Consider the following 15,960-nt stretch of genomic DNA (forward strand, 5'->3'; position numbering starts at 1 on the left):
CTCGATCAGCGCGACCTGTCAGCAACAAGGAATTCATCCGCTCGACTTTGTAGCTCGCTCCATCGCAGCCCTGCGTGCTGGCACCCCCGCGCCCACGATTCTGCCGACCAACTGAACGGTTACGCCGCGAGTTCACTCGCATCGTCCGATATCAACCCCACGATCCAATGGTTGGAGATTGAGATACATCAGCACGCGCGGTGGATCTGAACCCGTCTCCCTCTCCGACGCGGTAGAGCGCGGGCTCGCGCCGGACGGTGGGCTCTACGTCCCCGAAGTGTATCCCACGATCCCGCCCGGATCGCTCGACGGCGCGGAGACGCTGGCCGAGGTCGCCGAGCGCGTGCTGGCGCCGTTTTTCGCGGGCGACGAGCTGGCGCCCGCGCTGGGCGACATCTGCCGCGAGGCGTTCACCTTTCCGGTGCCGCTGCGCGAGTTGCGCGACCGCACCGCCGTGCTCGAGCTGTTCCACGGGCCGACGGCGGCGTTCAAGGATGTCGGCGCGCGCTTCCTGGCCGCACTGATGTCGCGCCTGGGCGGCGGCGACGCGCGCCCGCTCACCATCCTCGTGGCGACGTCGGGCGACACGGGCGGCGCGGTGGCGGCAGCGTTCCACGGGCGGCCGGGCGTCGAGGTGGCCGTCCTCTTTCCCGCGGGGATGGTGTCGCCGCGGCAGGAGAAGCAGCTGACCGCGTGGGGCGGCAACGTGCGCGCGTTCGCGGTGCGCGGCGCCTTCGACGACTGCCAGCGCCTGGTGAAGGCGGCCATGGCGGACCCGGCGCTCCGCGCGGCGCGGCGCCTGTCGTCGGCCAACAGCATCAACGTGGGCCGCCTCCTGCCGCAGATGGCCTACTACGCCTGGGCCTCGCGCGAGCACGTCCGCCGCCACGGGGCGGAGCCGGGCTTCGTCATCCCCTCCGGCAACCTGGGGAACGCCGCGGCGGCGCTCTGGGCGGGGCGCGCCGGCCTCCCCATCCGCGAGGTGGTGATGGCGACGAACGCGAACCCGGCCGTTACCGCGTTCGCCGCGGGCGCGCCGTGGGCCGCGCACCCCACCGTCGCCACGCTCGCCACGGCGATGGACGTGGGCGATCCGAGCAACATGGAGCGCATTTTCCACCTGTTCGGCGGCCACGAGCCGGCGCGAGCCGCGCTGCACGCCGAGCGGGTGGACGACGCCGAGATCCGCCGCGTGATCCGCGAGGGACCGGCGCGCTGGGACACGGTGTGGGACCCGCACACCGCCACCGCCGTCGCCGCGCGCGAGCGCCTGCCCGGCGGCGACTGGATCGTCGTCGCGACGGCGCACCCCGCGAAGTTCGAGGCCGTGGTCGAGCCGCTGGTTGGGCACGAGATCCCCATCCCCCCCGATCTCCAGCGCCTGCTCGACCGACCCTCGCACGCCGAGCCTCTGGAGCCCACGCTCGACGCCTTCCGTGCCGCGCTCGGCGCCTGACGAACGAGCGATCTCCCCGGGACGCAGCCGTCGCATCGTCACGCGAGAGCGGACTCGGCACGCTCGGCACGCGCCTGCGGGGCCGCGCGTCCGGCCCGCATCCGCCGCAATCGCGCGGGAGGTTGACGCGCCGAGCCGGACGCCGAACTTGCATTGCGGGGCCGCATCCGCGCCGCATCCACCCTGCGGCCGCTGCATCAACCCCCGGCGCGATCGGCGTCCGCCCATCGGCGCCATCTCCGCTCACCCGCAGGAGGATGTTCCCATGCCCAAGCTCACCCTGAGCCTCGAGGAGTTGGTCGTCGAGTCGTTCCCGACAGACTCGGCGGCGGTCACTGGCGCGGCCCGGCCTCGGACGTTCGAGCCCGGCTGCACCCTCCCGGAGCTCTGCGGCACCGGCTGACAGGGCGGCGTGACAGAGGACGTGCCGTGACGCGCCGGCAGATGTGATCCGGCGCAGGCGCGATCAGAGCGCCTCGCCGGAAGGCGCGTTACACCGACGTCAGAGCAGTAGAAAATCGAAGGCAGCCGCGGGAAATCGCTTCCCGCGGCTGCCGTTTTTTGCGTCACCCGATGCCGGCCGCGAAATCGCCGGCGTTTGTCAGTCTAACTCAATGTGATCCGACGGAGACGCGAAATACGCGCACATCATCGAGCTTCTTCCCGCCTGCACCAGGATCAGGATGGCCACCCCGTACGATCCGCTGAAAGACCTCAAGCCGCTGATCGAGAGCGCCGATAAGCGCCGCCGCCTCCGCAACAAGCTCGGCATCGCGTTCGCCACCGTCGGCACCCTCGGCGGCCTGGCCTACGAGGGCGTGCAGAAAGGAGTCATCCACCTCAACGGTGATGACGTACGTGAGGCCAGCGCTATTTGTGTAGACAGCACGTACTCGTACAGCACGACGAGAGCGGGAACGTGCGCCCATCACCACGGCGTCCGCAAATGGCTCAAGCCACCGGAATGGTTCCGTGATTTCAACACTGGGCAATGAGCGTCGCCATCACGGCAGCTTGATCGCACTCGCTAGTTATGGAAACACACCTCGGTAAACACAACGCTTTATGGCTACTCGTATTGATCCGCGATCAGACCTCAATGATCTGCTGAGAAAAGCGCAGCTCCGTCGCTGGATCGGCACCGGTGGGCTGTTCGCGGCGGCCCTGGGAGCCTGGCTCTGGGTTAAGTGGTGCAAGGTAGATCCACCTCCGCCGCATCACCAAACGCTGTACGCTCAGCTGCCCGTGCCACTTAGGACCAAGCCGGACGCAAACGCGCCCATTACACGGATGCTGAACCCGGAAGAACGCGTGGTAGTGGAGCCACTCGCGGGCTCGCCCTGGGTGCAAGTGTTCAGTGTGGGTGGAGATACCCTGTTCGCATTTCGCTCGCGTGCGACGCTCCTCCCCGTCAGGCCAAGACTCCCCGCGCCGGCGGATACCTCAGCGATCTGCTTCGATAGCACGTCTTCCTTCAGTCCGAGTGCCGGCGGCACGTGCGCCGGTCACCAAGGCGTCCTGTGCTGGATCGACTATCCCTCCGAGCCGCCGAAAAACCGCGCGCGGCCCGACTGCAAGTACATCCTCCCATCACCCCTGCAAGGCCAACCATGAGCTTCCTCATCCGCAAATCCACCGGGCCGCGGTCAGGCGCGCGGCGCAGCTTCGGAACGGGCATCCTGCCGCTGTTCGTGATCGGCTCGATCGGCTGGCTCGCCGATCTGCCGGTTCGCGACACGCCTCTCTCCACCGTCGGCACCGGCTACGTGGCGCCGCAGCAGCGCGAGACGCTGTACGCGCACGGGCAGGTGAACGTGCGCGCGGGCGCGGGGCAGTCGCACGCCATCGTCCGCACGCTGGCGCGCGGCGAGCGGGTGGAGGTCGAGGCGGCGGACGCGAACGGGTGGGCGCCGGCGTACGTCTCCGGCGCGCGGGTCGGCTACGTGTACCGCGCCAGCACGCGTCTCCGCGCCGGTCCGCCGACCTCGCGCGGCGAGCGGCGTGAAGGTCGCGAGCCGCAGACGGCGCGCGGCAACCCGTCCGGCGCGACCGCGCGGTGCCGCGACGGGACCCTGTCGTACAGCGCCCACCGCCGCGGCACATGCTCGCATCATGGTGGCGTGGCGGTGTGGTTCTAAGTAGGTAGTCCTAAGTCCTGAGTCCTGAGTTACCGGACCGCTATCGTTTGTGCAGTTCAGCACTTAGGACTTAGGACTTGGGAGCGACAAAAATTTTTGGCACCGTCGTTGGCGCGGCGCGCGCGGGGCGATAGACTCATCCGCATCCAATCACCCCCACCGGACTGCGGATGGCGGACCGATACGACGTGATCGTGGCCGGGCTCGGCACGATGGGGAGCGCCTCGGCGTACCACCTGGCGGCGCGCGGGCGGCGCGTGCTGGGGCTGGACCGCTTCGTCCCGCCGCACCCGCACGGCTCGTCGCACGGCGACAGCCGCATCATCCGGGAGATGTACTTCGAGCACCCGCTGTACGTCCCGCTGGTGCAGCGCGCGTACGAGCTGTGGCGGGCGCTCGAGCGCGACGCCGCCACGCCGCTGATGACGCTGCACGGCGGCCTGATGATCGGCCCGCGCGACGGGATGCTGGTGGAGGGAACGCTCCGCAGCGCCGAGGAGCACGGGCTGCCGTACGAGCTGCTGTCGCCGCGCGAGGTGGCGGCGCGCTTCCCCGCGTTCGGGCTGGCGGACGGGCTGGTGGCGGTGTTCGATCCGCGCGCCGGATTCCTGCGCCCGGAGGCATGCGTCCGCGCGCACCTCGCGCTCGCCGCGCGCGCGGGCGCGGAGCTGCGCTTCGGCGAGCCCGCGCTGTCGTGGGAGCCGGACGGCGACGGCGTGGTCGTCCGCACGCCGCACGGCACCTACGCGGCCGACCAGCTGCTGCTGACTGCCGGCGCGTGGACGCCGGAGCTGCTGCGCGGGCTCGATCTCCCGCTCACGGTCGAGCGCCAGGTCGTCTTCTGGTTCGATCCACCCGCGGACGACGGGCGATACGATCCCGAGCGCTGCCCGATCTACGCGTGGGAGCACACGCCGGGGTACATCGGCTACGGCTTTCCACGGCTGGAGAAGGGCGTCAAGGCCGCGCTGATGCACCAGGGCGAGGCAGCCGCGCATCCCGACGACGTGCGGCGCGCGGTGGACGCGACGGAGGTCGAGCCGCTCCGCGACGCGCTCCGGCAGATGCTCCCCGGCGTCGCCGCCGCGCCGGCGACGGAGAGTATGGTGTGCCTGTTCACCAACACGCCCGACACGGACTTCGCCATCGGCTTCCACCCCGAGCATCCGCAAGTGCTCGTATCCAGCCCCTGCTCGGGTCACGGCTTCAAGTTCGCCTCCGCCATCGGCGAGCTGCACGCCGATCTGCTCACGGGCGAGACGCCGTGCATCGACCTCACCCCCTTCCGCCTCGACCGGTTTTGAGAATCAGAGGCGAGATCGAGCTTGTTCGGTGCACGGATGCCCGCCCCGCAGTCCCGAAGGGACTTTGTGCTGTTGTTGCCGCGAATTCATTCGCCCGTCCATCCTGGCTTCGATCCATAGATCGCACTCGGGGAGAGGACGGTAGCGAGCGATTGACACCCATCTCCCATTTGCATACCATTGATCCCGAACCTTTCACCAGCTGAAGAGCCACGATGGTAGAGATCCGCATGGGCGTCCTGAAGCGGCGTTTCCGCGACTCCGGTCGCGTGACCGCCTGCAGCGAGGCCGTGTCCTGAGCGGATGCTGTAGCCAGGCTCTTCCGAGCCGATAAAGCAACAGGCCGTGGGCGCGCTCTCGTGCGCGCCCACGGCCTTTTCGTTCGTCCGCAGGCCGCGGCGCGTGTGCAGGCACGCGCCGCGGCCTTTCCCGTTTCTCCGGACCTGAGATCAACCCATGACGACGAGCGTGAACCGATGGGCAGAAGAAAGAATCAGGCTCAGCCTGCAGGGAGCGATAGCTGGAACCCGGTTGCCGACTGGTACGCCGGCTGGGTGGGCGCGGAGGGAAGCGAGCACCACCGCCGCCTCGCGATCCCCGCGTTGATGGAGATGCTCCGCCCCGCGCCCGGCGAGCACGTGCTGGACGTCGGCTGCGGACCGGGGGTGCTGGCGCCGCACGTGGCCGGGGCGGGCGCGCTCTACACGGGCGTCGACGCCAGCCGCAAGCTCCTGGCGTTCGCGCGGCGGCACCATGGCGCCCACGGCCGCTTCGTCGCCGGCGACGCCACGCGGCTCCGCGAGCTCGCCGAGTTGGGCGAGGGCGCGTTCGACGCCGCCGTGTTCCTGCTGAGCATCCAGGACATCGACCCACTGGAAGACGCGCTTGCGTCGGCGGCGTGGGCGGTGCGCCCGGGCGGCCGCGTGGTGTTGCTGATGACGCACCCGTGCTTCCGCGTGCCGCGACAGAGCGGCTGGGGATGGGACCGCCAGCGCCGGCTCCGCTATCGCCGCGTCGACCGCTACCTGACGCGGCTGGCGGTGCCGATGAAGGGCTACGGCACCGCGCGGCGCGGCTTCACCCGCAGCTATCACCGTCCGCTGGGCGCGTACGTCAACGGCCTGTCCGCGTGCGGGCTGCTGGTCGACGAGGTGCGCGAGATCCCCACGCACAAGGCGCCCGAGCCCGGCCCGCAGGCGAAGGCCGAGCGGCTGGCGAACCGCGAGATCCCGCTCTTCCTCGGCCTCCGCGCAATCAAACCCTAGGGAGATGAAGGAGATGGAGACGACGAGCCCCCGGTGCGATCCGCGCCGGGGGCTCGCCAACGACATTCATGGTTGCGCCCACCCGTCCATCCCCCGAATTTGCCGCCCGTCGCGAACGATGCCGCCGCGGGAGTCCGCGAAGGCGGACTTCTTGAAGTTCCAGCCCGGGTTTCAACCCGGGGAACGCCGGCGGCCGCGCCGATACAGGTCTTCCGCGCGAATCCCGCCGGGGGAGTCCGCGAAGGCGGACTTCGGGCCGTTGTCGCCGCGAATTCATTCGCCCGGCCAACCCCGGCGATCGCACTGAATCTCCATCACCACCGGAGCACCCGCTTGCCAGACGAACGCACCGGAACCGTCGCCGTGCTCGGCGCGGGCACCATGGGCCACGGCATTGCGCAGGTCAGCGCGATGGCCGGATACCGCGTCACGCTGCACGACCCGCAGCCGGGCGCGGTGGAGCGCGGCCTGGGCCACGTCGCCGCGAACCTCGCGAAGGGGGTGGAGCGCGGGAAGGTGACCGAGGCCGACGCCGAGGCCTGCCGCGGCCGCCTGGCACCCGCCGCGTCGCTCGAGGACGCCGTGCGCGACGCGTGGCTGGTGATCGAAGCCGCGCCCGAGCAGATGGAGATCAAGGAGCGCATCTTCGCCGACGTGGCCCGCCACGCGCCCGCAGACGCCATCCTCGCCACCAACACCTCGTCGCTCTCCGTCACCCGCATCGCCGCGGCGGCGGGCGCGCCGGAGCGGGTGATCGGGCTGCACTTCTTCAACCCCGTGCACATCATGAAGCTGCTGGAGGTGGTGCGCGGGAGGGAGACGTCGCAGGCCACGCTCGACGCGTCGCTGGAGTACGCGCGCAGGATCGGCAAGGAGCCGATCGTGGTCACCGACACGCCGGGGTTCGCCAGCAGCCGCCTGGGCGTGGTCCTCGGCCTCGAGGCGATGCGGATGGTGGAGCAGGGCGTCGCCACCCCGCAGGACATCGACAAGGCGATGGAGCTGGGCTACAACCACCCGATGGGCCCGCTGAAGCTGACCGACCTCGTCGGCCTCGACGTGCGGCTGGGGATCGCCGAGTACCTGCACCGCGAGCTTGGCGGCGACCAGTACGCGCCCCCCGAGCTCCTCCGCCGCATGGTGGCCGAGGGGAAGCTGGGGAAGAAGAGCGGCGAAGGTTTCTACAAGTGGTGATCAGGGACGCAGGGAGATTCAGGTCTCCCGCGACACCGTCCAGGTGTCATCCTGAGGCCGCCGAGCACCCAACCCGCGTCCGCGATGCAGCTTGCGGCGGCCGAAGGATCTTGCCGCGGACGAGCGAGGCCGGCCTGGCTGCGCGAAGCCGGATCTCGCTCACGCCCGAGTAGATCCTTCGGTCGCGCCCGACATCGGCGCATGTCGCGAGGGAGGTGCAGCGCTCCCTCAGGATGACATCGCAGCGGGGAGCATGGTCCCGAACCGACTCAGCACCCAGCACTCAGCCCTCCTAGACTCCCGTGCCCGACTTCGAAACCATCCGCTTGGACCGCGACGGCGCCGTCGCCATCCTCACCGTCGACCGGCAGGAGAAGCGCAATGCGCTCAGCTCGCGAGTGCGCGCCGAGATCATCGCCACGCTCGACGCGTTGCGCGACGACGACGGCGCGCGCGTGCTGGTGATCACCGGCGCGGGCGACAAGGCGTTCATCGCCGGCGCCGACATCGCCGAGTTTGCCGAGCGCACGCCGCTGGAGCAGCGCGCCGCGATGGCCGGCCGCACCGTGTTCGCCGAGATCGCCGCCTGGCCGAAGCCGGTGATCGCCATGATCAACGGCTTCTGCCTGGGCGGCGGGTGCGAGCTGGCGCTGGCCTGCGACATCCGCGTCGCCGCCGACAGTGCGAAGCTCGGCCAGCCGGAGGTAAACCTGGGGATCATCCCCGGCGGCGGGGGCACGCAGCGGCTGCCGCGCATCGTGGGCACCGGCCAGGCGATGCGGCTGGTTCTCTCCGGCGAGCTCGTCGACGCCGCCGAGGCGCTCCGCATCGGCCTGGTCGACCTGGTCCATCCCGCCGCCGAATTGAGGGAGAAGACGCTGGAGCTCGCCCGGAAGATCGCGGAGAAGTCGCCCGTGGCGCTGCGCATGGCCAAGGCCGCCGTCCGCGCCGCCGGCGAGATGCCGCTGTCCGCCGGCGACGCGTACGAGACCGAGCTCTTCATCACCGCCTTCGCCAGCGACGACCGGCGCGAGGGCGTGGCCGCGTTCCTGGAGAAGCGCCCGCCGCGGTTCACGGGGAAATAGGGGCTGAACGGGGACTCAATCGGCGTGGAAAATGCGGACGCCCGCCCCGTCGGGCCACTCTCCATGCAACGAATGAGCGCAGACCAGACCCTCCTCTCCCCACCCCAACCGGCCGCGGGCGCGGCCGACGGCGCCGAGTGGGACCGGCGCCTCCACGAAGTGACGCAGCAGGCGGTCATCGTCACCGACCCCGACGGCACCATCCGCTCGTGGAACCGCTTCGCCGAAACGCTCTACGGCTGGGCGGCCGGCGAGGTGATGGGCCGCAACATCCTCGACGTGACTCCCACCAGCGCGTCGCGCGAGCAGGGCGCCGAGATCATGGAGCGGCTGCGCACGGGCGAGGCCTGGGCCGGCGACTTCACCGTCCGTCACCGCGACGGCACGCCGCTTATCGTCCACGTCACCGACACCCCGGTGTTCGACGAGCAGGGGCGGCTGAGCGGGATCGTCGGCGTGTCGTACGACGTGACCGTGCGCCGCCAGGCCGAGGAGGAGCTGCGGCGGCAGGCCGAGGACCTGGAGGACTTCTTCGAGAACGCCAGCATGGGGATCCACTGGGTGGGCCACGACGGCACCATCCTGCGCGCCAACCGGGTGGAGCTGGAGATGCTGGGCTACCCGGCCGGGGAGTACATCGGCCGCAGCATCACCGACTTCCACGTGGACCCGGAGGTGATCGAGGACATCCTGGCCCGCCTGATCCGCGGCGAGACGCTGCTGGACTACGAGGCGCGGCTGCGCTGCCGCGACGGCTCCGTCCGGCACGTGCTGATCAACTCCAACGCCCGCTTCCAGGACGGCCGCTTCCACCACACCCGTTGCCTCACCCGCGACGTCACCGAGCTGCACCGCGCCGAGCAGGAGATGCGGCGGCTGAAGGACCAGGCCGAGGCCGCCAGCCAGGCCAAGAGCGACTTCCTGGCCATGATGTCGCACGAGCTGAGGACGCCGCTGAACGCCATCATCGGCTACGGCGACCTCCTCCACGGCGAGGTCGTCGGCGAGCTGAACGAGCGGCAGCAGCACCACCTGGGGCGCATCATCTCCAGCGCAGGGTACCTGCTGGAGCTGATCGACCAGGTGCTGGCGCTCTCGCGCATCGAGGCAGGGCGCGAGGAGCTGGCGCCCGACAGCGTCGATCTCGCGCGGCTGGCGGACGACTGCGGCGCGATGGTGCTGCCGCTGGCCGAGCGGAAGGGGCTGGCGTTCGCCGTCTCCGTCGAACCCGACGCCGGCGTGCTGCTGACCGACGCCGTGAAGCTGCGCCAGATCCTGCTCAACCTCCTCTCCAACGCGGTGAAGTTCACCGAGCGCGGCGGCGTGGAGCTCCGCGTCTGGCGCGGCGACGGCGCGGTCTGCTTCGCGGTGAGCGACACGGGGCCGGGGATCGCCCCCGAGCACTGGGAATCGATCTTCGACCCCTTCACGCAGATCGACCAGTCGCGCACGCGGCGCGAGGGCGGCACCGGGCTGGGGCTCACCGTCAGCCGCCGCTACTCCGCGCTCCTGGGCGGCGACGTCACCGTGGAGAGCACCGTCGGCGAGGGGACGACCTTCACCCTCCGCATCCCCACCGCCGGCGACTGATGCGCGGCACTTGCGCCGACGCCCCGCCGCGCCGAGCTTTCCACCGCGGCGCCGCCATCATTCCCATCGACCGGACGCGCCGCGAGTCGTCCTCCCCTGCCCCACCCCCTCCCCGAAAGCCGACCCATGTCCGAAGCGCTGAAGGAATTCACCATCGACACGTTCAAGCCGCGCGTGGGCGAGCTGTTCCGCGTGATCGTCGACGAGAAGTGGGAGATGCAGACGCGCCTCTCCGACGTCGAAGTGTGGGGCCACGAGGAGGCGAAGTCGCGCCCGCGGCACCCGTTCTCCCTGATCTTCCACGCCGCCCCGAACGCCGTGATCCCGCAAGCCATCTACCGCGTGGAGAACGAGAACATGGACGCGGTCGAGCTCTTCCTGGTGCCCATCGGCCCCGACGCGCAGGGGATGCGCTACGAGGCCGTGTTCACCTGACCCCCTGACCGAAAGAAAAATCTCACGCAGAGCAGCGGAGGAAGCAGAGAACTCACCGCAGTTCCTCTGCTTCCTCCGTTGCTCTGCGTGACAATCCTTTCAGGATCTCGAGATGATGGAAGGAGGCCGGGCGGCGCTGGATGCGCCGTCCGGCCTCGTTCTTCACCTCGACCTTCCGGTGAGCCCGGCCGGAGCCGGGCTCACGGTGGGCATCACGACGTGGGGCAGGCCGCGCCGCCCACGAACCCGCCGCCGCCGGTAGACACGGTGTTGGCCGCGCTCCCGCTCGGCGTGCCGCCGTTGTTCCCCTGCACGAAGCTGACCACCGCGGCGTTGTTGTTGTTCGCGCCCGCGTACCCCGGCAGCCGCACCGTGGTCAGGAAGCGCTGCCGCAGGCGGAAGTCCGTGCCGCCGAAGGCGCCCGAGCCGGTGATCGAGTTCCCCGAGATCGCCGCGCACACCAGGTGCGCGTCGCCCGTGTTGGTCCCCGCGTTCACCATGACGCCGTTCATCGGGAAGCCCGACGTCCCCGGGTTCGACACCGTGTTGCCGGTGATGGTGGCGTTCACCGTGCCGCTGCCGCCCAGCGCCGCGTTCCCGGCGCTCACCTCGATGCCGAAGTTGTTGTACTGCCGGACCTGGTTCCCCGTGATCACCGCAGTGTGGGTGCCGCCGTCGATCGAGGTGACACTGATCCCCGACCCCTGCGCCGAGCCCGAGTTGGCCACCGCGACCGACCCGATCACGTTCGACGAGATGGTGCCCGTGAACGGACCCGCGCCGGCGCCCTTGCTGACCACCAGCGCGCTTCCCAGCGCGTCGCGGATGGAGTTGCCGTTGATGCTGTAGGTCAGCGACGTTCCCGCGCCCGACCCGGTGATCGTGATCCCGCCCGCGCCGCTGACGATGGACGGGTGCGCGTTGGTCAGCGTGTTCGTGTCGAACACCAGGTCCGACGTCGACGCGCCCGACAGCACCAGGTGGAACTGGTCGGCCGCCGACGCGGTGAAGGTGCTGTTCTGCACGGTGACGTTGACCACCGCGCCGCCGCTCCCCACGATCGACAGCCCGTCGTGGCCGGTGGCCGCGGCGTTCCCCGCGAAGGTGGCGTTGGTGAAGGTGATGCGGTTCAGCACCCCCGACGTGTTGTTCACGCGGAAGTTGTCCTCCACGCCGCCGCTCACCGCGGTGCCCGTCACCGACGCCGAGCCGGTCAGCCCGTCGAACGCCACCGCCGCCTCGTCGAGCGCGGGGCTGGTGCCGTTCACGCCGTTGACTACCGAGTTGTCCAGCGTGAAGCCCACCACGCTGGTGCCGCGGATGGCGTAGTTCGAGGCGTCGTTGATCTGCATCCAGCTCAGCGACACGCTGCGCGTGTTGTTGAGGTACACGCCGATCCCCGCGGTCGAGCCGTCGGCGCCCGTCATGTTCTGGATGGTGCCGCCCGAACCCGCCGAGCCGCTGCCGGTCACCTGGAAGCCGTTCACGGCGCCGGTGTTGTCCAGCACGATGCCGTTGGCGTCGTTCGCGGCCGACACGCTGCGGAAGGTAATCCCGCTGGCGCCGATCGTCGTGTTCGTCACGCGCACCGCCGTCCCCGCGCTGGCGGCCGCGGTGTTGTTGGCGCCGGTCACCGTCACCGTGCCGCCGCCGGTGGCGCTGAAGCCCGTCCCCGTGGTGGTGGAGATGGCCAGCCCGCCGCCGGCGAAGCTCACCGTCGCCCCCGTGTTGCTCGACAGGGTGACACCATTGTTCGCGCCGGTCGACAGCGACTTCGACGCGCCGGTGAAGGCGATGGTGCCGCCGAGGTTCCCCTGCACCAGGATCCCGCCGTTCGTGTCGGTGATGTCGCCCGACAGCGTCACCGAGCCGCCCGTGCGTCCAGTGATCGACACGGCGTTCGTCCCGCTCCCGCTCACGTTGCTGCCGACGCTCACTGTGCCGGCGCCGCCGGTGATCTCCACCCCCGCGCCGGCCGCGTTCGAGATCACGCCGCTCGTCGCGGTGATCGACCCGTCGACGCCGCTCAGCTTCAGCCCGGCGCCCGTGCTGCCGGAGGACGAGAGGGTCGTGAAGGAGGCGGTCGGCGTGCCGGTCGTGAGGTCCAGCGCGGCGCCGCCCGTCGACGCCACGTCCATCACCGACGCGGCGAACGTGCCGAAGCCGGTTCCCGAGATCCCCGCGCCGGCCGTGGAGTTCACGTTGAAGCCCTGCGCGGTGTTGTTCTGCGCCAGCTGCAGCGTGGCGCCCGTGGCCGACCGCGTCACCGTCGGCGCGCTCCCCGCCGCCAGCAGGGTGACCGTCTGCCCGTTCAGCATCACCGTCACGCTCGTGGAGATCCCCTGCCCGGTGAGCGTCTGGCCGTTCTTGAAGACGAAGCCGTCGGTGTACGCGCTCCCGTTGCCGTAGCGCAGGAACACCGTCTCACCCACCGCCGAGGCCGACTCGGCCGAGGAGAGCTGGGTGAAGGCCGAGGCGTCGCGCCCGTCGCCCGGAGCCGTGGCCGAGTTGTCGACGTACCACACGCGGTTGGGCACGTTCATCGTCACCGTGCCGTTGGCCGTCAGCGAGCCGTCGGTCACCGTGTACTGGAACGAGTCCGTCCCCGTGAACCCGGCGGCGCTCAGGTAGGTGAAGCTGCCGTCCGCGGCGATCGTCGCCGTCCCTCCGTTGACCGACGCCACGGTGCCGGGCACCGCCTGCAGACTGCCCGGCGACTCCGCGTCGGTGTCGTTGGCCAGCACGCCCGGCGCGGCCACGGGAACCGTCACGTTGCCGATCGCCTGGAAGGTGTCGGGGTTGGCCGTCGGCGGCGTGTTCGGCTGCACCACCACGAGCGTCGCCGTCCCCGAGGCGTAGCCGATGCTGGCGGTGATGGTCACCGTCCCCTGCGACACGCCGGTCGCCAGCCCGGTGTTGTCGACCGTGGCCACCGCGGTGTTCGAGCTGCTCCAGGTGGTGGCCGGGCAGGAGATGGAAACGCCGTGCAGGTCCAGGCACGAGGCGGTGAACTGCGTGCTCTCGCCCACGGCCACCGAGTCCAGGGCGGGCGTCACCACCACCTGCCCCACGATCCCCGTCTCGATGCGGAACTTGATGGGCAGCGTGCGGTCGTCGAGCAGCGCGATGAACTGCTGCGTGTCGACGTTCTTCAGGTCCTTGTTGGAGCCGACCACGTCGACGTCCGCGAACCCCAGCAGGAAGGTCCCCTGGTAGACGCTGATGCGGTAGTTCTTGTTGACGTCGAGGTTGTAGTTGCTGGTCTTCCAGTTCACCTGGTAGCTCTGCCCGCCCACGTCCACCTTCACCGAGTCGGAGCCGCTGGCGCCGTAGTAGAAGGTGGCGATGGTGGTGCTGCAGGTGGTGCCGCTCAGCTCGCAGATCTCCACGCGCGGCTGCAGCGCGGCGTCGAAGGTACCGCTGTACGAGGGCTGCGGCACCAGCGGCGGAAGGAAGTAGAAGCCGGGTACGACGCCGCTGTGCGCCGCGTCGGAGATGGTCTTGCTGGGCCCCTCGCCGGGGGCGGTGGGCGACCGCGAGTCCGCGGTGCAGGCCGCGACCGCGAGAACCGCCGCGATCGTGGCGGCGCGCTTCAGCCGTAGCATGGGTGGAGTCTCCTTCGACTGATGGGGACGTCGGGGCGGGGGAACGCCCCTGCCGTTCCGGGCGCCGGAAGCGGCGCGGCGGACGGCGGTGAATCCCGGTCGTGGCCGGGAATGTGTGACACTGCGGGAACCCTTCGGGGCCGCCGGGATCGGCGGCGGGGTTGGCCGGGAGTTCGACTGCCGGGGATGTGCTCCGCGCGGCGTGACGGAGGCAGGATGCAGACCGTCGCGCCGCCGTTTTTCCGGCTTCGCGCGATCTGACTCCACGACAACGCTTTGCACCCACCCCGTACACGGCGTGGACACTGTTTCCAGCGTCAGGAGCGGGACGCCGATGTCACGTAGTGTTGCACCACAGCCGCACTTCGTTACAAAACATCTGTCCTGCGGCCTGAATTACGCGGAACCTCGATCCGCGGGCAAGTCTGGAGCTCCAAGCCTCCAGTGGATAGATGCTCGGAGCCTCGTTTTCGTTTCACGAATCCGATCGCCGGGGAACGACGCGACGCGCGGTTCCAAGAGGCGGGTCGCGGAGCGGCCACGGGATGGGTGTCCTGCGGCCGCTCCGGTACGAACCTCCGCGTCAGGCCCGGCTCAGAACGGGCAGGTGCCGTTGAACCCGGCGCCGTCGGCCGAGTTGGTGGCCGAGGTCACCACCGGCGCCACCGCGTTGCGCGCCGTCACGAAGGCGTTCACCGCCGCCGTGTCGAACTCGCCGCCCGCGTACCCCGGCAGGAACACGTCCGCCGAGAAGCGCGCCCGCAGCCGGATGTCAGGCTGGCCGCCGCTCCCGGTGCCGTTCACCGTGTTCGGCTGCCCCGCGCTGGTCCCGCCCAGCGTCAGGCAGGTCTGCACGTTGTCGCCCGAGTTCGTCCCGTTCGCCAAGTGCACCGCGCTTCCCGGGAACGCACCCGACGTCTCCGTCGTCGACGGCTCGGTGATCAGGTTGTTCTGGATGGTCAGCTTGAATTGACCCTGACCGCCGTTGGCCACCGCGTTGTTCCCCGGCGACAGGAAGATCCCGTAGTTGCTCCACTGCCGGAGCGTGTTCCCGGTGATCGTCACCGTGTGCGTGCCACCGCCCACCTGGCCGATGTCGAACGCCGACCCCTGGGCCGAGCCCGAGTTGTTCACGCCCGTCACGCCCACCGTGTTCCCGGTGATCGACCCCGTCGCCGTGCCCGTCCCGCTGGTCTTCGTCACCACCAGCGCGGTCCCCAGCGCGTCGCGGAAGGTGTTGCTGCCGATCGCGTAGGTGAACGTCGGGCTTCCGCCCCCGCCCGCCGAGATCGTCACCCCGCCGCCGCCCGCCGCCACGTTCGAGTGGCTGTTGCTGAACGCGCTTCCGTTCAGCACCAGGTCGCCCACCGCCGTGCCGCCCAGGTCGTACTGGAACAGGTCGCCTCCGGCCGCCTGGAACACCGACGACTGCACCGTCGCGTTCACCGTGGCCGTGCCCAGGCCCTGCACGAACAGCGCGTCGTTCAGCAGCCGCGTCGTCGGGTTCCCCGCCTGCACCGCGAACGTGTCGCTGGTGAAGGTGATCCGGTTCAGCGTTCCCGTGGTGTTGCTCAGGCGGAAGTTGTCGCTCATCCCGCCGCTGAAGAAGCTGCCGGTCACGCTCGCGCTCCCCGTCACCGCGTCCAGGTTCACCGCCGACTCGTAGAACGGGCCGCTCAGGTTGTTCCCGTTCGCGCCGGTGAAGCGGACCTTGTTCAGCGTCAGCCCCACCACGCCGGTGCCGCGGAGCCCGTTGTTCCCGTGGTCGTTGATGGCCATGAACGCCAGCGACACGTTCTGCGCGCTCGACAGGTAGACCCCGTTCCCCGCGATCGCGCCGTCCGCCCCGCTCGTGTTCTGGATCGTCCCGCCCGAGCCGGCGGTGCCG

The 15,960-nt window shown here is 70.1% G+C and carries 12 protein-coding genes; 10 read left to right on the forward strand and 2 right to left on the reverse strand.

Going from position 1 to position 15,960, the window contains the following annotated elements:
• Positions 1–178: 178 nt before the first annotated feature.
• The 10 genes from thrC (at position 179) to VF092_25775 (ending at position 10,467) form a co-directional block, all read left to right on the forward strand.
• Positions 179–1,456, forward strand: a complete 1,278-nt coding sequence (gene thrC / locus VF092_25730; GenBank protein ID HEX6750714.1) for a threonine synthase — start codon at positions 179–181, stop codon at positions 1,454–1,456.
• Positions 1,457–1,721: 265 nt separating this feature from the next.
• Positions 1,722–1,859 carry a hypothetical protein gene (locus tag VF092_25735; GenBank protein HEX6750715.1) on the forward strand — a complete coding sequence of 46 codons (138 nt, stop codon included), beginning with the start codon at positions 1,722–1,724 and terminating at the stop codon, positions 1,857–1,859.
• Positions 1,860–2,139: 280 nt separating this feature from the next.
• The gene (locus VF092_25740; GenBank protein HEX6750716.1) at positions 2,140–2,451 is read left to right on the forward strand and encodes a DUF3761 domain-containing protein; all 312 of its coding nucleotides are present in this window, start codon (positions 2,140–2,142) and stop codon (positions 2,449–2,451) included.
• Between the two features lie 615 nt (positions 2,452–3,066).
• Positions 3,067–3,594 carry a DUF3761 domain-containing protein gene (locus tag VF092_25745; protein ID HEX6750717.1) on the forward strand — a complete coding sequence of 176 codons (528 nt, stop codon included), beginning with the start codon at positions 3,067–3,069 and terminating at the stop codon, positions 3,592–3,594.
• Between the two features lie 170 nt (positions 3,595–3,764).
• A complete protein-coding gene (solA, locus tag VF092_25750; GenBank protein HEX6750718.1) occupies positions 3,765–4,898 on the forward strand; it encodes an N-methyl-L-tryptophan oxidase in 1,134 nt (377 codons plus the stop codon).
• A 476-nt stretch (positions 4,899–5,374) separates the two neighbouring features.
• Positions 5,375–6,163: a methyltransferase domain-containing protein gene (locus tag VF092_25755; protein ID HEX6750719.1), complete on the forward strand. Its 789-nt coding sequence runs from the start codon at positions 5,375–5,377 to the stop codon at positions 6,161–6,163.
• 333 nt (positions 6,164–6,496) lie between these two features.
• Positions 6,497–7,357, forward strand: a complete 861-nt coding sequence (locus VF092_25760) for a 3-hydroxyacyl-CoA dehydrogenase family protein (protein HEX6750720.1) — start codon at positions 6,497–6,499, stop codon at positions 7,355–7,357.
• A 302-nt stretch (positions 7,358–7,659) separates the two neighbouring features.
• The gene (locus VF092_25765) at positions 7,660–8,442 is read left to right on the forward strand and encodes an enoyl-CoA hydratase-related protein (GenBank protein ID HEX6750721.1); all 783 of its coding nucleotides are present in this window, start codon (positions 7,660–7,662) and stop codon (positions 8,440–8,442) included.
• A 72-nt stretch (positions 8,443–8,514) separates the two neighbouring features.
• Positions 8,515–10,032 carry a PAS domain S-box protein gene (locus tag VF092_25770; GenBank protein HEX6750722.1) on the forward strand — a complete coding sequence of 506 codons (1,518 nt, stop codon included), beginning with the start codon at positions 8,515–8,517 and terminating at the stop codon, positions 10,030–10,032.
• Between the two features lie 126 nt (positions 10,033–10,158).
• Complete coding sequence (locus VF092_25775; protein ID HEX6750723.1) at positions 10,159–10,467, forward strand: hypothetical protein; 309 nt, start codon at positions 10,159–10,161, stop codon at positions 10,465–10,467.
• 212 nt (positions 10,468–10,679) lie between these two features.
• Here the strand turns inward: VF092_25775 and VF092_25780 are convergent, their stop codons facing one another.
• Positions 10,680–14,072: an Ig-like domain-containing protein gene (locus VF092_25780; GenBank protein HEX6750724.1), complete on the reverse strand. Its 3,393-nt coding sequence runs from the start codon at positions 14,070–14,072 to the stop codon at positions 10,680–10,682.
• 594 nt (positions 14,073–14,666) lie between these two features.
• On the reverse strand, positions 14,667–15,960 hold a 1,294-nt coding region (locus VF092_25785; protein HEX6750725.1), incomplete at its 5' end, for a hypothetical protein.

The sequence above is a fragment of the Longimicrobium sp. genome (genome assembly GCA_036377595.1).
Classification (GTDB): Bacteria; Gemmatimonadota; Gemmatimonadetes; order Longimicrobiales; family Longimicrobiaceae; genus Longimicrobium.